Origin of the sequence: Dermabacter hominis NBRC 106157 (assembly GCF_001570785.1) — a bacterium.
Classification (GTDB): Bacteria; Actinomycetota; Actinomycetes; order Actinomycetales; family Dermabacteraceae; genus Dermabacter; species Dermabacter hominis.
The window spans coordinates 1-22,314 of the sequence record NZ_BCSI01000017.1 but is presented as its reverse complement, the minus strand read 5'-3'; the positions used below and the strand labels follow the sequence as shown (position 1 = coordinate 22,314).

Here is a 22,314-nt window from a genome sequence, read left to right as displayed (position 1 = left end):
TCGAGCCGAGCCCAGAGCATAGAGACGAGACGGGGCTCAGGGCTGCTCGTCGATAACCTCGAGCACCTCGCCGCCGAGAAATTCCTCAACAATGTCGCGACCGGGGCGGCGCTGCGAGCCGGTCGACGACGCGTCTTCGTCATCGAGCGAAGCTCCCTGGAAAGGGTCATCGTAGTTCTGACCCTCGGCGCTCGCGTGCGATTCTTGAGTCTCGCTCGAGTGCTGGCTGCGCCCATTGAGCCCATAGCCAGCATGTTCACCGTTGCCGTGTCGATTGGCCTGCGCTTCGTGGAGGGCCTGACGCGCGAGCGCGGCACCCGTCAGACGCGGCGCACCGGTGGGACCCAAACCCGGGCCCCGCTTGAGCTCCTGTCGTTCGGGAGCCGGATCAGGTTGTGCATCTGGTTGCGTGCGTAGTCCCCAGCTGTCCCCATCAGTCGAAGAAGCGGTTGCTGTCCCCGACCATGCATCGGCCTGCTCCGCATCAACCTCGGCCTGAGCCCGTCGGATTGCCGGATCTTTCTCGTGCCCCGCCGGGACGTTCGCCTCGGGTTCGTCTACGAGAGTCGCCGCGGGTTCAAAACCCTGACCGAAAGCGCTTGCCATCGCCTCCTTGAGAGCCTTCTGGCCGTGGGTGCGAGGCTCTCCCTCGCCTGGTTGTGCCGGGATGCGCACCGGCTCCGTGACCCCGCGCGGCATCGAAGCAGTGTCGCGCGCGGGCGTTGCTTCATCAAACTGCGCCCGAGGCTCAGGCTCGGAGGTGCGCTGCGGTGTGTAGTCCTCGGGTGGGGCATCCTCGTCACCGGGAGGCTCCTCGTCGAAGAACGGGGGCACGTCCGCGTCAGGCTCGCGAGGGGCGGCAGCTGCCACGGGAGGCTGGCCCCCTGGAGACGCCTCCACGTCGCGTGTTGCGCGTGCATTCGCCGCGTTCTGCCCGGACGCGTGCGGTGAAGGCGCCGGATGCTCGGCTGGAGCAACGGCATCGCCCCACCGCTCAGTGGGGGCGGCGGCCTTGGGGGGTCCGCCTTCGCGTGATCGATTGCCGTTCGCGGGCGAGCCATTGGAGGGAGAACCGCCGTTCCCTCCTCCCGGCGGCACATCGCCAGAGGTAGCCTCGACCGTCACGTCGATGCGCATGATGCGCCGCACGGCCTCGGCCATATGCGGCGCGTGCTGGCCGCGATAGAAGGCATTGACGAGCCCTTGGCTGCGGAAACTCAACACGAGGGTCGAGCCGTCAAACGACTGGATGCCCGCATTTTGAGCGATAAGCGCCCACGATGCGCGCTTGAGCGTCTGCAGCGTGTCCATGAGCGCCGACCAGTGCCCCTCAACATCGCTCGCACTCGCGCCCGAATTCGCAGGTGTGGCCTGCGGGTTCGCCCCGTTCGTCGCAGAATGGGCCGGTTGCTCGGTGGCCGGGTTCGGCTTCGGGGAGTCCGACGGTTGCTGCGACACAAGGTCACCCCATGAATCATCGCTGTTGCTCGCCGCCGGCCGCCGTGGCTGCGATTGAGGTTGCTCTGGCGTCGGCCGAGAGGACTGCGCACTTCTCACGGGTTCAGCTTCAGACGAGGCTGGCACGTGCGCCGGCTCTTCTTGAGCCTTGGGCTGCGTCCGAGGCTGGTCTGCCTGCACCGCTTTCTGCTCTTCTCGCGCGGGATCTCGGTGCTCGTGGGGCGACGATTCCTCGGCCTGCGGCACTCGCGAGACCTGATCTTTGTCGCGGCCCGCAGCCGCCGCTGCCTGTTCACGTGCAATTTGCACGGCGCGCTGACGTGGAGACAGGGTTTGGCGGGAGGCGTCGGACTGCGCAGCCCCGCCCCCATTCGCGCCACCGGAAGAGGCGCCCGCGGTGCCTCCCATCGCGCCGGGGCGCGCCCCGATTGCGCTCTCCCCCGTACCCGTCGCCGGGCTAAGAAGGAGCCTCGCGGCGAGCAATTCGAGATGCAAGCGTGGCGAGGTCGCGCCCACCATGGAATTGAGGGCCTCGCTCGTCACCTGCGCCAAATGCGTAAGCGTGCGAGGCTCGAAATCCTCGGCCTGGGCACTCAGGCGTTGGACCTGGTCGCTAGGAACGTCCGGAAGCAGTTCGCGTGCGCGCTCGGGGGCAGCCACGAGAACGATGAGATCACGGAAGCGTTCGAGCAGGTCCTCAACAAAGCGCCTAGGCTCGTGGCCCGAGCCGATCACCTCGTCGAGAACGCCGAACAGGGTCGCGGCGTCGTGTGCCGCGATGGCATCAACCGCGCGATTAAGCAGTTCAACGTCGGTGAAGCCGAGCAGGTTCGTCGCGACCTCAAGCTCGACACCGCGTTCGTCAGAACCGGCGATCAGCTGGTCGAGCACGCTCAACGTGTCACGGGCTGAGCCCCCGCCCGCACGCACGGCGAGCGAAAGGACTCCATCCTCAACAGCGACGCCCTCCTGGGCGCAAATCTGCTCGAGGTAGGGAAGCAGCACCTGCGGCGGGATGAGGCGGAACGGATAGTGGTGGGTGCGCGAACGGATCGTGCCGATCACCTTGTCGGGCTCAGTCGTCGCGAACACAAACTTGACGTGCTCGGGCGGCTCCTCAACGAGCTTGAGCAGCGCGTTGAAGCCGGCCGAGGTGACCATGTGGGCCTCGTCGATGATGAAGACCTTGAAGCGGTCGCGGACCGGAGCAAAAGCTGCACGTTCACGCAGGTCACGGGCATCATCCACGCCGCCGTGGCTCGCCGCGTCGATCTCGACGACGTCGAGGCTGCCCGCCCCGTCGCGTGCGAGATCACGGCATGAATCGCACGTGCCGCAGGGCGTATCCGTGGGCCCCTCGGCACAGTTCAGGCACCGCGCGAGAATGCGTGCCGACGTGGTCTTGCCGCAGCCGCGCGGACCCGAAAAAAGATAGGCGTGGCCGATTCGGCCCGACTTCAACGCTCGCCGGATCGGCTCGGTGACGTGGTCCTGGCCGATCACTTCGGCGAAGGACTCGGGGCGATAACGACGGTAAAGAGCTGTAGCCACGACACCAGCCTAATGGAGGGCAGCAGTGTGGAGGAGGTTGGGAATCGCGCGGGCGTGCTGGCTGGGCCCGGATGTCACGGCGGTTGCGTTCCACACCATGAAGAAAACCTCAGAGCTGCTTGCCTTCGAGGGCCTGTAGCCCCGAAATTTTCATTGACAGTGACGCAGTCCAGTTCATCGCACCCGCTTGCGATGAAAACCCTTCCTGATGGCCTCTCTCACTCGAGCCTCGCACTCCTCCCACCGGTAAAACACCTGATCGTAAGTCAGCCTGATCACCCTGTAGCCACGGAGCTGAAGATCGGCATCGCGCTCGCGGTCTCGATTGAATCCGTGCCGGCTCGCTTGATGATGCTCGAACGAATCGAGCTCAACGACGAGCCACTCCCCGATCAAGAAGTCAACGCGCCCAATGGCATCGATGTACACCTGCTGCTGAAAACCGACACCCAGGCGCTTCATGCGAAAGGCGAACGCCGATTCCGTTCCCGACTCTGAGAAACGGCCCGGGACTCCAATCTCCTTGGCCTGGTAGGCGAAGCACTTTCCCAAAATGCGCTCGACTTCAAACGGGGCCACTTTCCCAAGGCGGAGGGCAGATTCGAGCACGATAAACGCATGTTCAGCAGTTCCGCAGTGGACAGCCTCGGTGAGCGAATCCACGATGTCGAGCACCGGCGCTTTCGACGGGTTGCGGGTCCATCGGCGGTGGGATCCCACGCTCGCCTTTCGGGCCTTACCACTTGCGAGGCGATTGTAGGTCGTGCACAAATGCGGCGGGCCAGACATTCGCGGGACCCAGAGACCATGCCGTTCAAGTGCTGAGAAGCACGTGACCCAACAGCCGAGCGTGACGGCACGTATAGCCAGATCTTCCGACGAAAGTGGGGTGAACGAGTAGCTTCCATACGCGACCCGCACGAGGTTTCCCTTTGCGAGAGCGCGGTTGATGGAACGCCGGGTCCAACCCGCCTCGAAAAGTTGCGCCGCACTCACAGTCTCGTGGGGAAAGTCAATTCTCATACTCCAAGGATTGAAGTTGAGAGGTATTCAAATCACGGCGGGTATCGGCCGCTGTTGACGGCCGCAGGCTGTGAAGCGAAAGCCGCGGCAAGAGGCAAGGGTTTGTCGCAGAACTGCGACTGCATTTCCTCACCGCGCCACTTCCGCCCCTCACTGCCTTCCGCTCCTCACTGCCTTCCTCCCCCGCCTCGCCCCTCTTCTCCCGCCTCGCCCCTCTTCTCCTGTTTCACTTCATGAAGAAACAGGGGCACGGCAAGGGCGGCAGCCCCGCATAACTCGAGAATTTTCATGAAGTGCGACGGCGAGAGAGGAAACAACGAGGGAAGAGGAGGCGATGAGGGAACGAGGAATCAGTAAAGGAAGGGAAGAAGCAGTGTGGGAAGGAGGAATCAGTAAGGGAGGGAGGAGACAGCGAGGGAGGGGACAGTGAGGGAAAGGTGACCGCGAGAGGGAGGGAGAAAGCGAAAGAGGGAGACAAGAGTGAGGCGAGAAAGGAAGAAAGAGGAAGAGAGGAGGGGGGGGATGGAAGAGAAACAGCGAGAGAAGAACCCGACGACGACGGCCCCCGCACGTCAGGGGCTGGTGGCCTAGGCTTAAGTCATGACATTTGCGCAGTGGACCGAAGCACTGATTGGGGCGATCGGCATCGAATGGTGGCGCATCCCCATCGTGGTCTTCTCCGCGGTCGTGATTTACCTCGTCTTCTATCTCCTCATTCACATTTTTGGGCCGCGCATCCTCACGGGGGCGACGAGCTTCGACGCCGCCGTCATCATCATGCTCGGCGCAGTCGCAGGCCGCGTCGTAATTGGACACCCACCCACCCTCGCCGCAGGCGTGATCGGACTCGTCACCCTCGTTCTCATGGAAGTGATCTTCGGCGCGCTCAACACGGCGCTGTCACGATCGACAAAATATCCCGCGCTTGGCCTCAACAAACGCCCCGTCGTCGTCTTCGCGCACGGTAAGAAAATCGAGCACTATGCGCGGCGGGCTCGCGTCACGGACCAGGACCTCGCATTCGCGTTCCGTCGCTCCGGCATTGCAACCCGGAGCCAGGTTCAGTGCGCGATTATGGAGCCGAACGGCTTCATTAGCGTCATCCGCGAGGGGGAAAGTATTGACCCCCTCCTCATCAAGGGAGTCGTGGGTCAAGAGTTCGTTCTTCCCGAAGACGACTCGCTCGACTAACCCCTGCTCGCTGACGGCATAAAACGACTCCCCGCGCACCTGCCAGAGCCTTCGTACCCTTGCTGCCGTCAAGCCCTGGGGGATTCCGATGGATGACACCACGCGGGGAGTCGCCCTCAACGATACAGGCTCGCAACGCATTTCGCACAGCCACCGTCGGCCACTGTGATGTAGACGAGCCCCGCCATTAGAGCCGACCACATCGCGAAACGCGGTGGACACGGCGCAGTCCTCCTCCCCACACTGTGAAAGTTCAATTCGCGACCCACGCGAAAATCCCACATGGAAAGACCACAATGACCGATCATCCCCACCACTTGGGCGTGGAACCGTCGGCCCCGAGCACCGACCGACCCGCCGGTGTGCCCACCACATCGCACGCCGCCCCCGAACAGCAGCGCGCCAACCGCGGCGCCTTCTCCGGCCGAACCGCGTTTATTTTCGCGGCAATCGGCTCCGCGGTGGGACTCGGCAACATTTGGCGTTTCCCCTACACCGCTTACGAGAACGGCGGCGGGGCGTTCATGATCCCCTACCTGATCGCGCTTTTGACCGCGGGCGTCCCACTCCTGTTCGTGGACTACGCGATCGGACACCGCTGGCGTAGCTCCGCACCACTCGCGTGGCGTCGCATGAACCGGAAGGCCGAAGCGATCGGCTGGTGGCAGGTCATGATCTGCATCGTCATTGCGGCTTACTACGCGGCAATCCTCGCGTGGTCCGCGTGGTACTTCATCTTCAGCTTTAACAAGGCGTGGGGCGAGGATCCGGCGGCATTTTTCGGGACGTTCACGGCATCCGTCCCGGCAGAAACGACTGGCATCGGCTTCGATTTCGTGCCGAAGATTCTCATCGCGATGGTCATCGTATGGGTCGCCACCATCGCCGTTCTTGCTCTCGGCGTTCAAGGCGGGATCGCCCGCTCGAGCACGATCTTCATCCCCCTGCTCATCGCGATGTTCCTGGTGCTCGTGTTGCGCGCGGTGACGCTGCCGAACGCCGCGATGGGGCTCGACGCGCTCTTCACTCCGGACTGGAGCGCGCTCACGAATGGCTCGGTGTGGATCGCGGCGTATGGACAGATCTTCTACTCGCTGTCCGTGGCCTTCGGCATCATGCTGACCTACTCCTCCTACCTCAAAAAGAAGACCGACCTGACCGGCTCAGGCCTCGTCGTCGCCTTCTCGAACTCGGGCTTCGAGCTGCTCGCTGGTATTGGCGTCTTCGCCGCGCTCGGATTCATGGCGGCTTCCACGGGTCAGCAGGTCTCGGATGTCGCCGCAGACGGCATCGGCCTCGCGTTTATCGCGTTCCCCACGATCATCAACCAAGCGCCGCTCGGGGCACTCATCGGGGCGCTCTTCTTTGGCTCGCTCCTGCTCGCGGGCTTCACGTCCCTCATCTCCATCCTCGAGGTCATCATCGCCGCTGTGCAGGACAAGCTGGGCCTTGGCCGCGTTGCCGGCACGCTCGCCGTGGGCATCCCCATGGCGGTCCTTTCGACCCTCGGCTTTTCCACGACGACGGGCCTGAACCTGCTCGATGTCTCCGACAAGTTCGTCAATTCCTTCGGCATCGTGGTTGCCGCTCTCGTGGGCACGCTCATCCTCGCCTACGTTGTGCGAGCAATCCCCGCCCTGCGCGACCACCTCAACATGTACGGGTCATTCAAGGTGGGCGACTTCTGGTACGTCATGGTCTCTGTGATCGCGCCGGCCATTCTCGCCGTCACCCTCGTTCTCGATGCGAAAGAGATCGTCAACAACGGTTACGGCGGCATGCCGGACTGGTTCGTCAACACGTTCGGTTGGGGAATGGCTGCCGTGCTCGTCGCGTTCTCGATTGTCATGAGCGCGGTCCCTTGGCCCCAAAAGTCGAACGCGGGCAAGCTCGATTCCGACGGCGACCCGATTGCCGAGAGCATCGTGCGCGGTAAGCCCCTCGAGGTTCCCACGCCCGACACCCAGTTCCCGCAAGAGCTGCGCGCCGACGATGACCCCGCGCGCGCTGGCCTCTTCTCGCGCCTGTTCACGAAGGGAAAGAACTTCTTCTCGCGCCTGTTCACGAAGGGAGACACACGATGAATGCCTCTGCGATCACTCTGCTCATCGTCTCGATGCTCATGCTGTGGGGAGGGCTTGGCGCCGCGATCATCAACCTCGTTCGCCACCCCGACCTTTCAGCCGAAGACGACTAGGCCGTGTGACCTTCGCCCCGTCCGCACCGAGCGATTCCGGCCCGCACATGCGCCGCACGGAGCTTTTTGGGTACACTGGAGCGCGTTGCCTTTTGCTCGCGAGTTTTTCGCGGCCGGCAGCCAATGGAGGATTCGCCTAGCGGCCTATGGCGCACGCCTGGAACGCGTGTTGGGTTCACGCCCTCAGGGGTTCAAATCCCCTATCCTCCGCGGATTGAGCGGGCACCGCCTCAGCCTTCACGGTTGGGCCGGTGCCCGTTTTTCGCGCTGGGGCTCTCGCAGTTCCACCAGAACCGGTACGTAAACTCGGTGCGCGCCCCTTTCAATCACGACGAAGCGACGACCGGCGCCTGGAGTCCCGCATGTGGCACATTACCCCGCTCGACAAGATTCAACAGTGCACCGCACAGAGCGCAGAGGCGTGCTCGCAGGAGCCGCCCGAACACCACTTCCCCACGAAGATTGCTGCAAGCCTCTATCTCGATGAGTTGCGCTCCGAGAGTGTCATCGACCATATTTCGGGTTTTCACATTCGTGAGCTGAGGCGTGTGCGGCCGAGGAGCGGGGCCCCCGATCGCTTCCTTCGGTCCCTCAAAGATGACCTCGACGAGAAATTTGAGGGGAGCGAGCCGGGCGAAATTAAGGGTGTAAACATGGTGACCACGGCGACGAGTCGGATTTTACCGGTTTCGTATGGGATCTTTCGTAACGTAAGGAGCGACGGAAGCGGTACGTGGAAGCTCGTGTTCGCCGATCGCGCGGATAAGCACGTTAGGCATCGGTTTTCGACCAAAGATTCCGGTGAAGGGGATCCACGCGTGACGGGCAAAATCGACGAAGCCGTTGAGGCTTTCCGCGACCTGATTTACAAGGAATACGGAAGTGCAACGTGGGAGTTCCGCCCCGAAAGTACGCAAGAGTTCGATCGGGCCATTGCCGCCGACATGGCCGCCATCCTTTCGTGCGTGTACTACGTCGAAGAGTACCTCTCTCCGTTAACCTCCGGCAGCGACCGCCTGTACATCGGGAGCGCGAGTTACCTCTTCAATCACCTGATTCAGTCCGACGGTTCCCTTGCAGGGCAGGTTCCCTACTTTTCCGGATTCGACGCGCGAGACATTAGCCGTCTCTTCCGCTGCTCGCCCGCCGTGCGCGATCGGTATGCGCGTATCGACATCACCGTGGCCGAGGAACCCGATGCGTACCTGCGCAGGGAGATTGGCGACCGGGCCCCCGCGTGGGCGCTTCGGAACGCTCAGGGGCGCTGGCTGTACGACGAGATCGAGAACGGCGAGAGCGTCACGCACGCTCTCGCCTCCCCCGACGATGCGTTCGCGAAGGTCATGGAACACTTTGAGAGGCTCGAGAACGTGCAGGGGTTTGCTACTTCCGGGGACAAGGTTCAGCGCAGTCAGTACCGACGTGCAGCCACGAGACGAGCGGAGTGGGCACGAGATTTCATGCGCAACACCGATGCCTTTGCACTCGCACATGATGTGGCACGTGCACAGGCCGCGAAGAACGCGCAAGGCTAAATGTTGGGCTGGCGTAGCCGGGAAGCTAGGCCCGGCGGCATCAGCTCTTGATGTGAAATCCGACGGTTGCCTGACTACCGTCGGAATCGCAAACCCCGAGGTGTTTCGCTCCCCCGCCGGGGATTTCACCCCGTTTGCCCGGATCGCGAGGAAACTCTCTGGCGCCTAAGCCTCATGCTCCGCCTCCTGTAAACGGATGACCCCACGAAGCTCCCCTCGGGAACTATGTCAGCGTCGAACACGAAGCGGACCCCCTTCGATGCTCCATACGTAGCACTCCAGGACACCCGGCTAATCGAGAGAAATCGACCCACGGTTAAATCGAGGCGCGAGGGAGCACAACGATGCATCTTCCTTGCTCGACCGCGCTCTCGTGACACACAACACTCACGGTTTTAGGTTGCCCTAACTTCTTTGTTAGTGCATCCTGGATTTCTCGCGTCATAGGGCGCGAGAGACGGATCGACGCTCGATGTGCACGGATGCACGCCTGCTCGGCACGTCTTCACTCCAGCATCAAAGGGATAACGTGAACCTTCGAAAGTCAGCACGCGCTGCCGTCGTTGCCTTCGCTGCCATGGCGCTCGCACTCACAGGCTGCTCAGGCCAAACCGCACGCCAAGACGACGGCAAGAAACTCTCCGTGTACGCGACGACGGGCTACCTCGCCGATGCCGTCGCGAACATCGCCCCAGACGCCGAGATCACGACGATGGTGGGTCCCGGAGGGGATCCCCACACCTACCAGCCCTCCACCCAAGACATCGAAAAGATGCGAAGCGCCGACCTCGTTTTCTGGAACGGCTTGAATCTCGAGGCCCACATGACCTCTCAGCTCGAAAGCTTCGGCGATCGTCAACTCGCCGTCGGCTCGAAGGTCCCTGAGAAGCTTCTCCTGCCGTGGCCAGAAAAGGACGACAAAGGGCGCCCGCTCCATGACCCTCACATCTGGAACAGCCCTGAAGCATGGCTCATCGCCGTTGACTCGGTTGCCGACAAGATCGCCGAGGCCGACCCCAAAAACGAAAAAACCTATCGCGCGAACGCCGAGAAATACAAGGAAAAAATTCGCGCAGCAGTGAGTGAGGCCGACGCAAAACTCGCAAAGATCGATGCGCCCCGCATCCTCGTGACGGGGCACGACGCCTTCAACTATTTCGGAAAGCATTTCGATCTCGAGGTTCACGCGACCGATTTCATCTCGACGGAAGCCAAGCGGAGCGCAAAGGAAATCGACGAGCTTGCAACCCTCATCGCCTCGAAGAAAGTTCCCACGATCTTCCTCGACAACCAGGCCAACCCGCAGGCCATCAAGAGTCTCCAAGAAGCGGTGCACGCGAAAGGGTGGGACGTCAAGATCTCGGATGCCGAGCTCTACGCGGATTCCCTTGGAGCGGAACCCGGGGTCGACACGTACCTGGGAGCTTTCACCCACAACGTTGACGCTGTCGCGGAGGCGCTTGGGAAGTGACGGCGCAACCCCCTGCTAAGACTGTCGCCGCGCCCGCGTGTCGCGTCACCGACATGACAGTCGCCTACCGCGAAAATATCGTCCTCAAAGGTGTCACGCTCGAGGTGGCACGCGGCGCCTGCATGGCGATCGTCGGGCCCAACGGGGCGGGAAAATCCACTCTGCTCAAAGCCATGCTTGGGCTCGTTCCACCCCTCACGGGCACGGCCGAGTTTTTCGGGCAAAGCCTCCGCGTGGCACGTTCGCGAGTGGGGTACATGCCGCAATCTCTGAGCGTCGATTGGGACTTTCCCGCGACCACGCTCACCGTTGTGGCTATGGGGACCTACGGCACTCTCGGGTGGTTTCGCCGGCCGGGGCGCCGCGAGCGTGAGCGTGCGCTCGCGGCGCTTCGCCAGGTCGGCCTCGAGGATCTGAGCACACGCCACATTAATGAGCTCTCGGGTGGTCAGCGCCAACGCGTCTTTCTCGCCCGCGCCCTCGTACAAGAGCCAGACCTCCTCATCCTCGACGAAGCATTTCAAGGGGTCGATGCGCGAAGCGAGCGTGCAATCTTTGATGTTCTTGCCGACTTCCGCTCGAAAGGGCGCACCGTTGTGCTCGTTCATCACAATCTTGCGACTGTTCGGGAGTTTTGCTCTGACGTTGCGATTCTCAATACTGAACTCATCGCATCGGGCCCCGTGGAACGCACCCTCACAGACGTAGCTATTCGGCGCGCGTATGACCTCGATGGATGTTTCTCGCGCGCCCTCGTCTCTCGCGAAGAAGGTCACTCGTGAGCATCGTCGATTTTCTTTCGGTCTACACCTACCGCAGCGTCCTTGTGGGGACGAGCCTCATCGGGGCTATCGCTGGGGCGCTCGGCTGCTTCGCCTATGTGCGCCACCAGTCGCTTGCGAGCGACGTCATCTCGCATTCAGCCCTCCCTGGGGTTCTCCTCGCCTTCCTTTTTTCAACGCTCGGTCCGGGCGCCTTCGTACATTCGCCACTTCTTCTCGTCATAGGCGCGGCGGTCACCGGAACGGCAGCGCATCTCGTCGCGAACATCGTCGCGTCTCGCACACCGCTCACGATCGATGCCGCGATGGCCACGACGCTCTCGCTCTTTTTCGGAACCGGTATGCTGCTCCTTCAGTTCATCAGCAAGAGTTCCCTCCCCGGTAAGGGTGGGATCGGCGCGTTTCTTTTCGGTAACGCCTCAACGCTCACGAAAGCCGACATCACCTCGAGCGCGATAGTCGGAGGCTGCGCAATCCTCGCGACGCTCGCCCTATGGAAAGAGTTTTCGCTACGTGCGTTCGATCCGGAGTTTTGCACGGTACTCGGACTGAACGGCAAGGCGATCGATGCGGCCATGTTCGCCATGCTCGCGATCGCCACGGTCGCGGGGGTAAAAGCCGTCGGGCTCGTGCTCATGGTGGCTTTCGTTGTGACCCCTCCGGCGGTCGCACGCCAGTGGACCCGCGAGCTTTCCTCCATGACACTTTGCTCCGCTCTCGTTGGTGCGGGCGCAAGCAGCCTCGGCGCCTATGCATCTGTCGCGCTCGGGGAACTGCCGAGCGGTCCAGTGACCGTTCTCGTGCTCGTCGGGGCTCTCGTCGTGTCACTCCTGTGCGCCCCTCGACGTGGAATCCTTGCGCGCATGGTCGCGTCTTCGACGACGCGCCGCACTTTTCGATCGTCACCCGGGCAAGGGAGGAAACCGTGAATTTCATCCTTGGTACGTGTGCCCTAGCTGTCACGACGGCACTCGCTACTGCCCTTCCCGGAGTTTTCGTCGTACTTCGCAAGAGTTCGATGATGGTCGATGGTATGAGCCATGCGGTTCTTCCGGGAGTCGTGATCGGCTATGCGCTGACGCACTCTCTTACCTCTCCCCTGCTCATCGTCGGCGCCGCAGGCGCGGGGCTCCTCGTCGTGCTCGGAAGCGAAGCACTCTCACGCACGCGTTTGCTCGCGGGAGATGCGTCGCAGGGCCTTGTGTTTCCCGCTCTTTTCAGCGCCGGCGTTCTTCTCATCTCGATCGATTTCGGCAATGTCCACCTCGATGAACACGCGGTCTTGGTGGGCGATGTCAATCTCGCCGCATGGACACCTCTCACCATCGGCGGCATCGACGTTGGACCGCAATACCTCTACGTCATGCTCGCGGTTCTCGCCCTTAACATCGGCGTAATCGCCGCGCTGTTCCCACGATTGACCATCACCACCTACGATCCAGCATTCGCCCAATCAATCGGCGTGCGCACGGGAGCCATCAATGTGGTCTTCATGTTTCTCACATCGCTCACCGTGACGGCCGCTTTTCACGCCGCCGGCGCTGTCCTGGTACTTGCCCTGGTCGTGATTCCCGCCGCGACAGCGCGGTTGTGGTCCAGAGACCTTCGAGACATGGTGATCGGAAGTGTTCTCGTCGCTACGCTCGGAACGCTCGCTGGGTTTTGGCTCGCCTACGTGCTCGGCGCGGCGACGAGCGCGGGCATGGCTGTCGTCTATGGCCTCATCTTTTTCTGCGTACTCGCCGCCCGCACGGTGCTCTCTCGGGTTCGCCCCTCTATTCGAGAACCGTGACCCACACAGCGTCAGTCGCAGTCTTGCCGAGCGCCGCTGTCCCATTCACGCCGTCGACCTCAAGGTCGAGCGTCTCGGAGAAAGGCTCCGCTTCGCGTGCACGCACGATCGCCCCAAAGGTGAGCCCTTTCCCCGCGAGGAACTGCAAAAGCGCTGGATCAGCATCCGACACTCGCTCCACCCGTGCCGACTCCCCAGCCGCAAGATCCGTGAGTTGGAACGCGGGGATCGTTTCAAGTTTTCCGTCGGGCCCTGGAATCGGGTCACCGTGCGGGTCTCGCGTGGGATGCGCCAGCGCGGCGTCGATTCTCTCCACCATAAGATCGGAGACCGCATGCTCAAGCACTTCTGCTTCGGCATGCACCTCGTCCCACCCGTAGCCGAGCTTTTCGACGAGGAAGGTCTCGATGAGTCTATGTCGGCGCACCATAGCGAGTGCGAGGCAGCGTCCTTCTTCCGTGAGCGTGATTGCCCCGTAAGGCGAATGCTCCACGAGCGCCTGTTTCGCCAGTTTCTTAATGGTCTCGGATGCCGTTGCCGGCCGAACTCCCACGCGCGCGGCAATCTTCGAGGTCGTCACGGGTTCGTTCGACCACTCGCCTAGAACCCACACAGCCTTGAGGTAATCCTGCACGCTACCGGAGAGCTTCTCAACTGACACGCCACCACAGTAGCAACACAGCTCTCTCATGACCGGCTCACGGCTGAGCCGATCAAAGGCTATTCGGCCGTGCGGCACCAGTTGAGGCCGCGTGCCGTGAGGCGCGCGAGGTGGGCCTTCATCGTCTCGAGCTCACGGGCGTTGCCGGCCGAACCGGACCACACCTGCTGCGCGACCGAACAGCCTCGGGGCCACAGAAGATACTCGGCTTTCACCCAGTCGTGCACGTATTCGGTCCACAGTTGGAATTGCGCACCGAGCAGTTCGCCTTTGCCTTCGCCGCCAACGGCGTCGAGGAGGTCGCTGAGGCCCGCGACCTTGCTGAGCGGGAGGTTGCCGCCGATCGTGAGCGGGTGGTCCTCCCCGGAGTGCTGGCGGTAGTCGAAATACGTGAACTCCGTGGGCGCGGCGATAGCGTCGAAGCCGGCGTTCATCGCCGCCTCGACCGCTTCGGATTTGCGCCACACCATGACCGTCGTCCCCTCTGGAACGGTGCCGTCGAGCACCTCATCCCATGCGATCACGCGGCGATTCATGCCGAGAACGTGCGTGCACACTTCGTTCTCAAACCAGGCCTGGGCCTCGGCAGGTGTCGTTGCACCGATGCGTTCCATGGTTGCGCGCGACGGTTCGTGTTCGCGCCATTCCTTACCGGGGCATTCGTCGCCACCCACGTGGATGGGCGAGCCGGGAAAGAGCGAGGCGACGTCGGTGAGCACGGCGCGGCAAAATTCGACGGCTTCGTCGGTGAGGGCGAGAACGTGTTCGGAGATGCCCCAACACGTGCGCGGGTGTTCGATGGGGACACAGCCGAGCTCGGGGTATGCGGCGACGACGGATTCCATGTGCCCAGGCATGTCAATTTCGGGCACGACTTGGATGCCAAGCTTTCCGGCTCGTTCGATGAGCGCGGTGATCTCGTCGCGCGTGTAGTAGCCGCCGCATTCGATTCCGTCGTGTTCCGCGACATCGTCGCAGTCGTTTTCGTCGGGCGGCGGCTGATGGCCCGCGAGGGTTCCCGGGCGCCGTGATCCCTTCTCGATGAGCTTCGGGAACCCTTCGATGGGAATGCGCCAGCCCTGATCGTCGGTGAGGTGAAGGTGCAGCACGTTGAGCTTGTGCATCGCCATGACCTCGAGGTGCCTGTAGAGGCCCTCAAGGGGAAGGAAGTTGCGGGCGACGTCGATGTGGGAGCCACGCCAGTGGTAGCGCGGGGCATCCTCGATCTCGACGCACGGCACGACGAGGGAGGAGGGCTTCATGGGGCCCGATGAGTAGATTGCGGGCGGAAGGAGCTGGAGGAGCGTCTGCACGGCCCATCCGGCACCGCGATCGTCGGCGCTCTCAATCTGGATGCCGTCGGCGTCCACGCGCAGGCGGTAGGCCTCGTCACCGAGGGAGTCGTCGCGGGAGAACACCACTCCGCCGGAGCCTTCGCACACGCGCACGCCGGCCGCGCAGGAAAGGCGTTCCTCGAGATAGTCGGCGGCCTGCCCGCCTCCGGTTACGGGCAGAGGCGAGGGAAGGGTGAAGTGGCCGTCCAGCTCGCGCACGGTTGTTGGTTCGGGAATAAGGGTTCTCATGTCAGCTGCTCCGGTATCCACGAGGTCACAATGTCATCGTTAAGAGTATCGACTGCCAGCGTCCCGATTCCACGCGCGTCGTCACCGATTGTCACGACAAAGGCGCCCGAAGCGACAGCGGCGCGGGCCCCCGTGGGCGAGTCTTCGAAAATGACGCAATCGCGGGGGTCGGCTCCGAGACGCGTGGCCGCTTCACGGTAGAGGTCGGGGGCGGGCTTGGGGTTCATGTCGGCGCTCACACCGAGGGCTGCGGTGAAGCGGTCCTGCCAGCCGATCGCGCGCACGCACTGCTCGACGATGCGTTGCGGCGAATTGGATCCGATCGCGAGCGGCACAACTTTTGCGAGGCGAGACGTGAGGGCGTCGGCTCCGGGCATGGGCGCGAGGTCGACGTCGAGTCGCTCGCGGATCGAGGTCTCGAGCCGGGCACAGACCTCTTTCATTCGCTCCTCGCGCGCACCCTCGACGCCGAATTCGTCAAGGAAGGCGTTCGCGAGGTCTTCGACGGTGCCGCCGCGGTCGTCGTAGCCGCGAAAGACTCCCCCGGCATCGCGCCACAGGGCAGCGGCTGCTTCGTGCCACGCCTTTTCCGAATCGAAAAGTGTGTCGTCCATGTCAAAGATGACGCCGGCAACCCGGCTCGGAAGTGTTTTTGCCACAGTCGCCCTCACCACTCGAAGGCGAGGTTGCGCGTGGGGCCTACCTGCTCGATGTCGCGTAGCACTCCCACTCCTTCGGCGTCGTAGCTGCCCTGGCGCACACCCATGGCATCGAGGAGGTCCCACATGACCTGCTCGCTGTGGAGCACATCGCGCGAGGTAAGAACGTCAGGCAAAGGCGCGCCGATGCGGTGGGTAATGAGGAAGCTGCGGCGCACCTCCACTTCGTCCTCGCCGTGGCCGCCTTCGGGTTTGTGACCGTGGTCGGTCGTGACGGCCACGAGCCAGTCCTCGCCGAGCTGCTCGTGACGCTCGGCAACAGCCTTCACGAGGTGACGGGTGAGTTCATCGACGTGGCGGATCGCGTCGCGGTACTGTTCCGATTCGGCGCCGTGGGCGTGGCCCGCGCCGTCGACGCCCTCGAAGTACACGACCGCCGCGTCGGGCCCCTCGTGAAGAAGCTTCCACGTCGCCCAGTGCGCGACGTCATCGTCCGCGCGATCCAATCCGTCCTTAAGGTCGGGGTGGAACGTCTGGTGCTGACCCGTGCGCTGCTGGTCGAAACGGTGCTGGAGCAGCGGCCCGAGCCCGTGGGGCGCACAGAACGCCTCCCACGTGGCGGCGGCGAGTGTGCGCGCGGCGGGGTTCGCGAAGTACACGCGCGAGAGGATGTCGGGGCGCCGCGCGAGGTCATGGCCAACGAATTCGTTCCACCACACGTTGCATTCCTCGTGCGTGGAGCCCGTGAGGATGGTGGACCAGCCGGGCGCGGAGTCCGTCGGCGGCGTCATCCACATGGGCGTGATGTGCCCGCCCGAGTGCTCGTCGCCGCGAGCGAGCCGCGCGAGCGTGGGCGCGAGGTTCTTCGGGGCGTCCTCGGGGGCGAGGGTGCGGTCAAGCGGGGGGTCGTTCGGTCCGACGGCAGGCTCGCCTTCGTCGGTCACTGCCCGAAAGCGCGGATCAGCGTCGTGATCGGGTTTCGCGAAGTGCGGATCGGCCGCCACGAATTCGGGAAGGGCCACATCGGCCCTCACACCATCGAGGCAAATAAGCAGGAGTTTCATGCGTGTGCCACCCTCAAGGTCACAATCTGGAATTCGTGCATCGATACTTCGTAGAGCGAGGGGTCCTCGCTACACGCGACAAGGCCCGGCGCGATCTCGGGCGCGTCCTTCTCGCGCAGGTTCGTCGCGCGAGCTTCGCTCGGCGCGGAGGCGAAACGGACGTGGGCGATGCCCGCACGCCCCTCGGCCTCGTGGAGACGGACGATGAGGTCGCCCGAGCCGTCGTCGGCGGGCTTCACGGCGTCGATGAGGGCGAGCGTGTCGCCCTCGCGGTGCTCGATGCTCGCGACAGCCGATGTTTCGAGCGCGTGAGCGGTTTCGCGAAGCGGCTGCGTGAGGCGGAGGCCAGCGGCGTGCGCGTGCGCGATATCCGCGCCACACACGAGGCTGTAGCGAAGCGTGTGCTCGCCGAGATCGACTTCCGGATCAGGCGCCGTGGCCGAGCGCAAGAGCGTGTAGCCAAACGCGACACCACCGCGACGGTCGGCGCCAGCGGCGTCAAGCACGCGGACATCGTGCCCGTACGTTTGCGAGTTGGCGAAGGCAACCGCGTAGCCGGGTTCTTCGAGGAGCGCCCAGCGGTGACCACTCACCTCAAACTGCGCCTCCTGCCACGAAGTGTTCTTCGCAATCGCACGGTCGATATGCCCGAATTGGATCTCCGAACGATCCGTCCGGGCACTCAGTGCAAGCGGGAAGCCCACGCGCAGCACGCGATGCTTCTCGCGCCAATCGACATGCACCTCGAAGTCGACGGCACGAGCGTCCGCATCGAGCGTGATGCGCTGAGTGAAGGTGGAATCTCCGTGGGAGCGGCGCACCTCGACGCACGCGCGAAGCGCCGTCTTCGTCACGACCTTCACCTCGAGCGCTTCCTCAAGCACTGTTTCGCTGCGCTTGTACTGATGCTGAAGCTCCCACGCATCAAAGCAGCTCGGGAAATCCGGGTGGACGCTGAGGGCATTGCCCCTCTGGCCTGCGGCGAGCAGCTCGCGGCCCGCCTTGAGATCGCGAAGGGACGACACAAGACCGCCCTCGTCGATCACAACTTCCACGAGGCCATTGGCGAGCGCGATGTCATCCCCGCGCTCTTCACAGGTCACGGGATTCGCGAGCGGTTGCTCAAGCGTGCTCAGGGGACCACTCGAGAAGGGCGCAACCTCGATGAGCGAGCAACCGTCGGAATGCTCCCACACCTCGCGGCGAGGAACGGGCGACGGGTTAACGACGGTGACCTCAGAGCCCGCGAGCGCCGTTGCCTTGCCACTTTCGCCGTCGAGGGCCTCCACCGAGCCCGTGCCCCCACCCGCGAGGGAGGCGAGGAGCGAGTCGATGAGAGTTTCGATATCGGTGCGCAGCGCCTCGTACTCGGCGCGCGCCTCGCGGTTGACCCAGTGGATCGACGAGCCCGGCAGGATGTCGTGGAACTGGAGGAGGAGGGCACGCTGCCATAGCTCCTCGACCTCAGCGAGCGGATAGTCGATTCCTCGCTCGGTCGCGAGTGCGCCGAGCCATTCGAGGACGGCGAGCTTCGCCTCGACCTCCCGGTTGCCGCGCTTGAGTTCCGCACTGGACGTGTACACGCCGCGGTGGAACTCGAGATACATCTCGCCGCTCCACACGGGAGCGTTGGGATACTCCTCGCGCGCCTTGTCGAAGAACCCGTCGGGGGAATCGAACTCCACGCGGGGCGCACCTTCCATGTCGGCGAATCGCCTGGCGCGCTCCACCATTTCCGCGACGGGGCCGCCACCGCCATCGCCGTAGCCGTACGGGAGCAGCGAGCGCTTCGCACGCCCCTTTTCCTTGAAATTACGTTCGGCCTTGAAGACCTCTTCGGCGCTCACGATCGAGTCGTAGCAGTCCACGGGCGGGAAGTGCGTGAAGATGCGGGTGCCGTCGATCCCCTCCCACCAGAACGTGTGGTGCGGGAGCGTGTTCGTTTGGCTCCAGTTGAGCTTCTGCGTGAAGAACGTGGTCATGCCACTCAATCTCGCAATCTGCGGGAGAGCGCCCGTGTACCCGAAGGAGTCGGGAAGCCACGTGCACGTGGGGGCAACTCCGAGCTCGCGCTCCATCCAGTTAAGCCCCACGGTGAACTGTCGAACGAGGGCTTCGCCACCGGGGAGGTTGGTGTCGGATTCGACCCACATTCCGCCTGCCGGGTGCCACTGGCCGTTCGCGATCGAGTCCTTCACGCGTTCGAACAGCGCCGGTGCGCCGCTCTTGAGCCATGCGTAGTGTTGCGCCGACGTGCACGCAAAGGTGAATTCTGGGTAGTCCTCGACAAGGGCAAGGACGTTCGAGAAGGTGCGTGCGACCTTGCGGCGCGTTTCACGCAAGGGCCACAGCCACGCGGAATCAATATGCGCGTGTCCCACGGCGCTCATCACCTGGCTGGAGGCTCCGGCACCACTCGCGATCACGGGCGCGAGGTGGGCGCGGGCGGCGTCGGCACCCTCGTGGATACCCTCGGCATCGACGATGTCGGCCGCCTCTTCGAGCGTGCGCAGGAGGGTCGCGCGAAGAGTCGAGTCTTTGGGCTGCTCTTTGAGGGTGCCCCAGAGCACCTCGATGTCGAGCCACAGGTGCCACACGCTCTCGTTGCGCACCACGAGGTCAGCACCACCGAACGTCCACACGGGTTTATCGGGGCGAGTCGAGAGATCCCCGAGATCGGTGGGGTTGTTCATGCAGTCACCCATGTTGGGATTGGCGCCGGCCTCGATGAAGAGGTCCACATTCCCGTTCTCGTCGAGAAGACTCTCGCCCGCCTTCGCGATCGTTTCGGGAAGGCCCTTGCCCGTGAGTGGGATGAGGCGATTCATGGGGTTGACGCCCTTGAGCGGCGTGCCAGAGGTGGTGTAGGCGAGGCCTTCGGACTGATTGCCAGCCCAATCCCCCTCGAAGCCGAGGTCCACGCGCAGCTGCACGCGCTCAGATTTCACCTCGGTGGGAACCGTGCCCGAAAGCTTGAACCACCACGTGCTCCACGCCGGCCCCCAGCGATCCCCCGAGGCAATCGGGGTATAGCTCGCGCCCGCCGCCGTTGCAAAGTCAACGGGCTCACCCGGCGCCTTCCACGCGGTGACGTGAACGGGCGCGAGAACCCTGAAGAGCTCCTTGCCCAGCCTCTCGTGGAGACGCTCGATGCGGTCCTCCACAAGCGTTGAATCGTCAAACATTCCACCCTCCAGAACATCGCCCTCGTTTCACGGCCAGCACCATAGCTAAACCGCGCACGCAGCGAGCCTATCAGCCACAAAAACACCTCGTGTAACTAAACGCACACCTAATGACCTTTTACCCCTGGGAAGAAACCACGCTTTCGATGAGGCACGACCGGGCATCTCACGCACCGACCCAGAAAAACCCCCATGACAGGGGAAAACACGCCGGAGGCCTAGCTCGAAGAAAGTGCACTCTTCGGTCGGCGCAAACCGCATCGATAAAAGTTTACTTACGTCATCATTTTCCATTTACTTGACGTTAACCGCACGGGTATTGACTGGCACGGCAACGCGGCCGTACAGGAATCATCCACGGCGCATCCCACCGAGGCTTACTTGGAGTTTTCAATGAATATTTCCCGTCGTTCATTCCTCGGAGCCAGCGCGCTCACGCTTGGCCCACTGGCTCTCGTCGGTTGCTCGACGAGCAACTCCGGGTCAAGCGCCGGCGACGGCAACGAGTTCATCCTGTGGATGTGGCCCGAGGGCTACGGTGACGACGTTCTCAACGCCGTCAAAGAAAAATTTTCTGACATTTCGCTCCGCCAGGACGTGATCGGCGGCGACTTCAAGCAGAAGCTCACGACGACCTTCAGCGCAGGCTCCGGCCTTCCCGACATCACCGGCGTCAAGGGCGAAGACATCGCCTTCTTCCTCTCGAAGACCGACTACTTCGAGGATCTCAACGAGCTCGGCGCGAAAGACATCAAGGGCGACTACCTCGACTGGAAGTGGCAGCAGGCCACCTCGAAAGACGGCAAACAGGTCGGTATTCCGATCGACATCGGCCCCACCGCCCTCTTCTACCGCTTCGATGTGTTTGAAGAGGCGGGCCTCCCCTCCGATCCCACGGAGCTCGAGAACGCGATCCGCTCGTGGGATGAGTACTTCGAACTCGGCAAGGAACTCATTGCGAAGAAGCCCGGTACCTTCCTCATTCGCAACACGGCCAGCGTGTTCGGCACGGTTTGGCGTCAGGCCGGTAAGGGCTTCATCGACGAAAACGGCGCGTTCATCGGCGACCAGGAGCACATCCGTGCCGCGTGGGATCTCGCGGTCAAGGCCAACGCTGCCGGCATCAACGGCGCGCTCGCCGCACAGACCACCGACTCAGCGGCAGCAGTGAGCGAGGGACGCCTTCCGGCCGACTTCGGAGCTTCATGGCATCTCGCCGATCTCATGTCGGACGCTCCCGAGACCTCCGGCAAGTGGCACGTGTGCAAGCACCCGGGTGAGGCCGTGAACAAGGGCGGTTCGTTCCTGACAATCCCGAAGGGTGCGAAGGATCCGAAGAAGTCGTTCGAGGTCCTCTCCTTCATTCTCAACGCGAAGAACCAGGCACTCGAGTACAAGCACAGCGGAAACTTCCCCGCAGCCACCGAGGCTCACGCCATGCCTGAAGTTGACGGTGAGGTCGAATTCCTCGGTGGTCAGAAGGCCGCGGAGGTCTTCAGCGCCGCCGCCGAAACCGTGCGCCCGCTCTACGAGGATCCGAACTCGGAAGCAGTGAACGCCCCCTTCTCCGCGGAACTCGAGCAGGTGGAATCGACAAAGAAGGACCCCGAAAAGGCGTGGAGCGATGCAGTCACGGCTGCCAAGCGCATCGCTGAACAATCCGGCATCAAGGTGAACTGACCACAATGATCGAGCCGAAGGCCCGACCACTCGGGACGCGCATCAAACAGGCACTGCCGCAATACCTCGCCATCTCGCCGTACTTTTTCTTCTTCTTCGTGTTCGGCGCGATGCCCGTGGTGTTTACGATGGGGCTCGCGTTCACGAACTGGTCGGGCCTCGGCGATTTCGACCTGATCGGCCTGACGAACTTCAAATACCTCGTCACTGATCCACTTTTCTATAAATCCCTCGTCAACACCTTGATCTTGTGGGTGATGGGCACGGTTCCTACCCTCGTGTTGGCAACGATCCTGGCGCTTATGCTCAACTCAACGCTCAGGTTCTCGACGACCTACAAGGTCATCTATCTCATCCCGAACATCACCTCGATGGTCGCGATGGGCATGCTCTTCAGCTCAATCTTCTCCAGCCAGTTCGGCATCGCCAACGTTCTCATCAACCTGGTGGGGTTCGACAACATCGCCTGGCTGCAAAACGAG

17 protein-coding genes, 1 tRNA gene and 1 other RNA gene are annotated in these 22,314 nt (G+C 63.0%); 11 read left to right on the top strand and 8 right to left on the bottom strand.

Annotated features, from left to right (window positions below; genetic code table 11):
* Positions 1 to 36 precede the first annotated feature (36 nt).
* Complete coding sequence (locus DEHOM01_RS09355) at positions 37 to 3,009, bottom strand: DNA polymerase III subunit gamma and tau (protein ID WP_061212530.1); 2,973 nt, start codon at positions 3,007 to 3,009, stop codon at positions 37 to 39.
* Positions 3,010 to 3,183: 174 nt separating this feature from the next.
* Positions 3,184 to 3,729, bottom strand: a complete 546-nt coding sequence (locus DEHOM01_RS10085; protein WP_167346676.1) for an endonuclease domain-containing protein — start codon at positions 3,727 to 3,729, stop codon at positions 3,184 to 3,186.
* Positions 3,730 to 4,632: 903 nt separating this feature from the next.
* Here DEHOM01_RS10085 and DEHOM01_RS09345 point away from each other — a divergent pair.
* Positions 4,633 to 5,223: a DUF421 domain-containing protein gene (locus DEHOM01_RS09345; RefSeq protein ID WP_061212528.1), complete on the top strand. Its 591-nt coding sequence runs from the start codon at positions 4,633 to 4,635 to the stop codon at positions 5,221 to 5,223.
* 19 nt (positions 5,224 to 5,242) lie between these two features.
* Here the strand turns inward: DEHOM01_RS09345 and ffs are convergent.
* An RNA gene (ffs, locus tag DEHOM01_RS09340) (signal recognition particle sRNA small type) lies at positions 5,243 to 5,338 on the bottom strand.
* A 181-nt stretch (positions 5,339 to 5,519) separates the two neighbouring features.
* On the opposite strand from ffs, the gene DEHOM01_RS09335 reads away from it, so the two are divergent.
* From DEHOM01_RS09335 to DEHOM01_RS09305, 8 genes are all read left to right on the top strand, one after another.
* On the top strand, positions 5,520 to 7,307 hold the full coding sequence (locus DEHOM01_RS09335; RefSeq protein ID WP_061212527.1) for a sodium-dependent transporter: 1,788 nt from the start codon (positions 5,520 to 5,522) through the stop codon (positions 7,305 to 7,307).
* Positions 7,304 to 7,420 carry a methionine/alanine import family NSS transporter small subunit gene (locus tag DEHOM01_RS09880; protein ID WP_074298932.1) on the top strand — a complete coding sequence of 39 codons (117 nt, stop codon included), beginning with the start codon at positions 7,304 to 7,306 and terminating at the stop codon, positions 7,418 to 7,420. Before DEHOM01_RS09335 ends, DEHOM01_RS09880 begins: the two co-directional genes overlap by 4 nt.
* Before the next feature lie 125 nt (positions 7,421 to 7,545).
* Positions 7,546 to 7,630, top strand: a tRNA-Ser gene (locus tag DEHOM01_RS09330).
* 152 nt (positions 7,631 to 7,782) lie between these two features.
* On the top strand, positions 7,783 to 8,955 hold the full coding sequence (locus DEHOM01_RS09325) for a hypothetical protein (RefSeq protein ID WP_061212526.1): 1,173 nt from the start codon (positions 7,783 to 7,785) through the stop codon (positions 8,953 to 8,955).
* Positions 8,956 to 9,484: 529 nt separating this feature from the next.
* Positions 9,485 to 10,426 carry a metal ABC transporter substrate-binding protein gene (locus DEHOM01_RS09320; RefSeq protein ID WP_156468345.1) on the top strand — a complete coding sequence of 314 codons (942 nt, stop codon included), beginning with the start codon at positions 9,485 to 9,487 and terminating at the stop codon, positions 10,424 to 10,426.
* Positions 10,427 to 10,479: 53 nt separating this feature from the next.
* Positions 10,480 to 11,208 (top strand): metal ABC transporter ATP-binding protein, encoded by a 729-nt coding sequence (locus tag DEHOM01_RS09315; RefSeq protein ID WP_061212533.1) that lies wholly within the window; start codon positions 10,480 to 10,482, stop codon positions 11,206 to 11,208.
* Positions 11,205 to 12,137, top strand: a complete 933-nt coding sequence (locus tag DEHOM01_RS09310) for a metal ABC transporter permease (RefSeq protein WP_061212525.1) — start codon at positions 11,205 to 11,207, stop codon at positions 12,135 to 12,137. The genes DEHOM01_RS09315 and DEHOM01_RS09310 overlap by 4 nt, the downstream gene beginning before the upstream one ends.
* Positions 12,134 to 13,000: a metal ABC transporter permease gene (locus DEHOM01_RS09305; RefSeq protein ID WP_061212524.1), complete on the top strand. Its 867-nt coding sequence runs from the start codon at positions 12,134 to 12,136 to the stop codon at positions 12,998 to 13,000. The genes DEHOM01_RS09310 and DEHOM01_RS09305 overlap by 4 nt, the downstream gene beginning before the upstream one ends.
* Here DEHOM01_RS09305 and DEHOM01_RS09300 read toward each other — a convergent pair.
* From DEHOM01_RS09300 to DEHOM01_RS09280, 5 genes are read right to left on the bottom strand one after another with little or no spacing between them, the layout of a single operon-like run.
* Complete coding sequence (locus tag DEHOM01_RS09300; protein ID WP_061212523.1) at positions 12,984 to 13,661, bottom strand: metal-dependent transcriptional regulator; 678 nt, start codon at positions 13,659 to 13,661, stop codon at positions 12,984 to 12,986. The genes DEHOM01_RS09305 and DEHOM01_RS09300 overlap by 17 nt on opposite strands.
* Before the next feature lie 59 nt (positions 13,662 to 13,720).
* Complete coding sequence (locus DEHOM01_RS09295) at positions 13,721 to 15,244, bottom strand: beta-N-acetylhexosaminidase (RefSeq protein WP_061212531.1); 1,524 nt, start codon at positions 15,242 to 15,244, stop codon at positions 13,721 to 13,723.
* Entirely contained in the window at positions 15,241 to 15,903 is a 663-nt protein-coding gene (locus DEHOM01_RS09290) for an HAD family hydrolase (RefSeq protein ID WP_156468344.1), read from the bottom strand. Before DEHOM01_RS09290 ends, DEHOM01_RS09295 begins: the two co-directional genes overlap by 4 nt.
* Positions 15,904 to 15,911: 8 nt before the next feature.
* A complete protein-coding gene (locus tag DEHOM01_RS09285; RefSeq protein ID WP_061212521.1) occupies positions 15,912 to 16,967 on the bottom strand; it encodes an alkaline phosphatase family protein in 1,056 nt (351 codons plus the stop codon).
* A complete protein-coding gene (locus tag DEHOM01_RS09280) occupies positions 16,964 to 20,152 on the bottom strand; it encodes an alpha-mannosidase (protein ID WP_061212520.1) in 3,189 nt (1,062 codons plus the stop codon). The genes DEHOM01_RS09285 and DEHOM01_RS09280 overlap by 4 nt, the downstream gene beginning before the upstream one ends.
* A gap of 393 nt (positions 20,153 to 20,545) precedes the next feature.
* On the opposite strand from DEHOM01_RS09280, the gene DEHOM01_RS09275 reads away from it, so the two are divergent.
* Both DEHOM01_RS09275 and DEHOM01_RS09270 read left to right on the top strand, forming a co-directional pair.
* Entirely contained in the window at positions 20,546 to 21,832 is a 1,287-nt protein-coding gene (locus tag DEHOM01_RS09275) for an ABC transporter substrate-binding protein (RefSeq protein ID WP_061212519.1), read from the top strand.
* Positions 21,833 to 21,837: 5 nt separating this feature from the next.
* Positions 21,838 to 22,314, top strand: a 477-nt coding sequence (locus tag DEHOM01_RS09270; RefSeq protein WP_217998008.1) for a carbohydrate ABC transporter permease, incomplete at its 3' end; no start/stop codon positions are given.

Bases quoted from the DNA above. Each gene is read 5' to 3' on its own strand.
- DEHOM01_RS09280 (WP_061212520.1), bottom strand. From the start codon at position 20,152: ATGTTTGACGATTCAACGCTTGTGGAGGACCGCATCGAGCGTCTCCAC.
- DEHOM01_RS09325 (WP_061212526.1), top strand. From the start codon at position 7,783: ATGTGGCACATTACCCCGCTCGACAAGATTCAACAGTGCACCGCACAG.
- DEHOM01_RS09345 (WP_061212528.1), top strand. From the start codon at position 4,633: ATGACATTTGCGCAGTGGACCGAAGCACTGATTGGGGCGATCGGCATC.
- DEHOM01_RS09295 (WP_061212531.1), bottom strand. From the start codon at position 15,244: ATGAGAACCCTTATTCCCGAACCAACAACCGTGCGCGAGCTGGACGGC.
- DEHOM01_RS09285 (WP_061212521.1), bottom strand. From the start codon at position 16,967: ATGAAACTCCTGCTTATTTGCCTCGATGGTGTGAGGGCCGATGTGGCC.
- DEHOM01_RS09880 (WP_074298932.1), top strand. From the start codon at position 7,304: ATGAATGCCTCTGCGATCACTCTGCTCATCGTCTCGATGCTCATGCTG.
- DEHOM01_RS09335 (WP_061212527.1), top strand. From the start codon at position 5,520: ATGACCGATCATCCCCACCACTTGGGCGTGGAACCGTCGGCCCCGAGC.
- DEHOM01_RS09275 (WP_061212519.1), top strand. From the start codon at position 20,546: ATGAATATTTCCCGTCGTTCATTCCTCGGAGCCAGCGCGCTCACGCTT.
- DEHOM01_RS09315 (WP_061212533.1), top strand. From the start codon at position 10,480: ATGACAGTCGCCTACCGCGAAAATATCGTCCTCAAAGGTGTCACGCTC.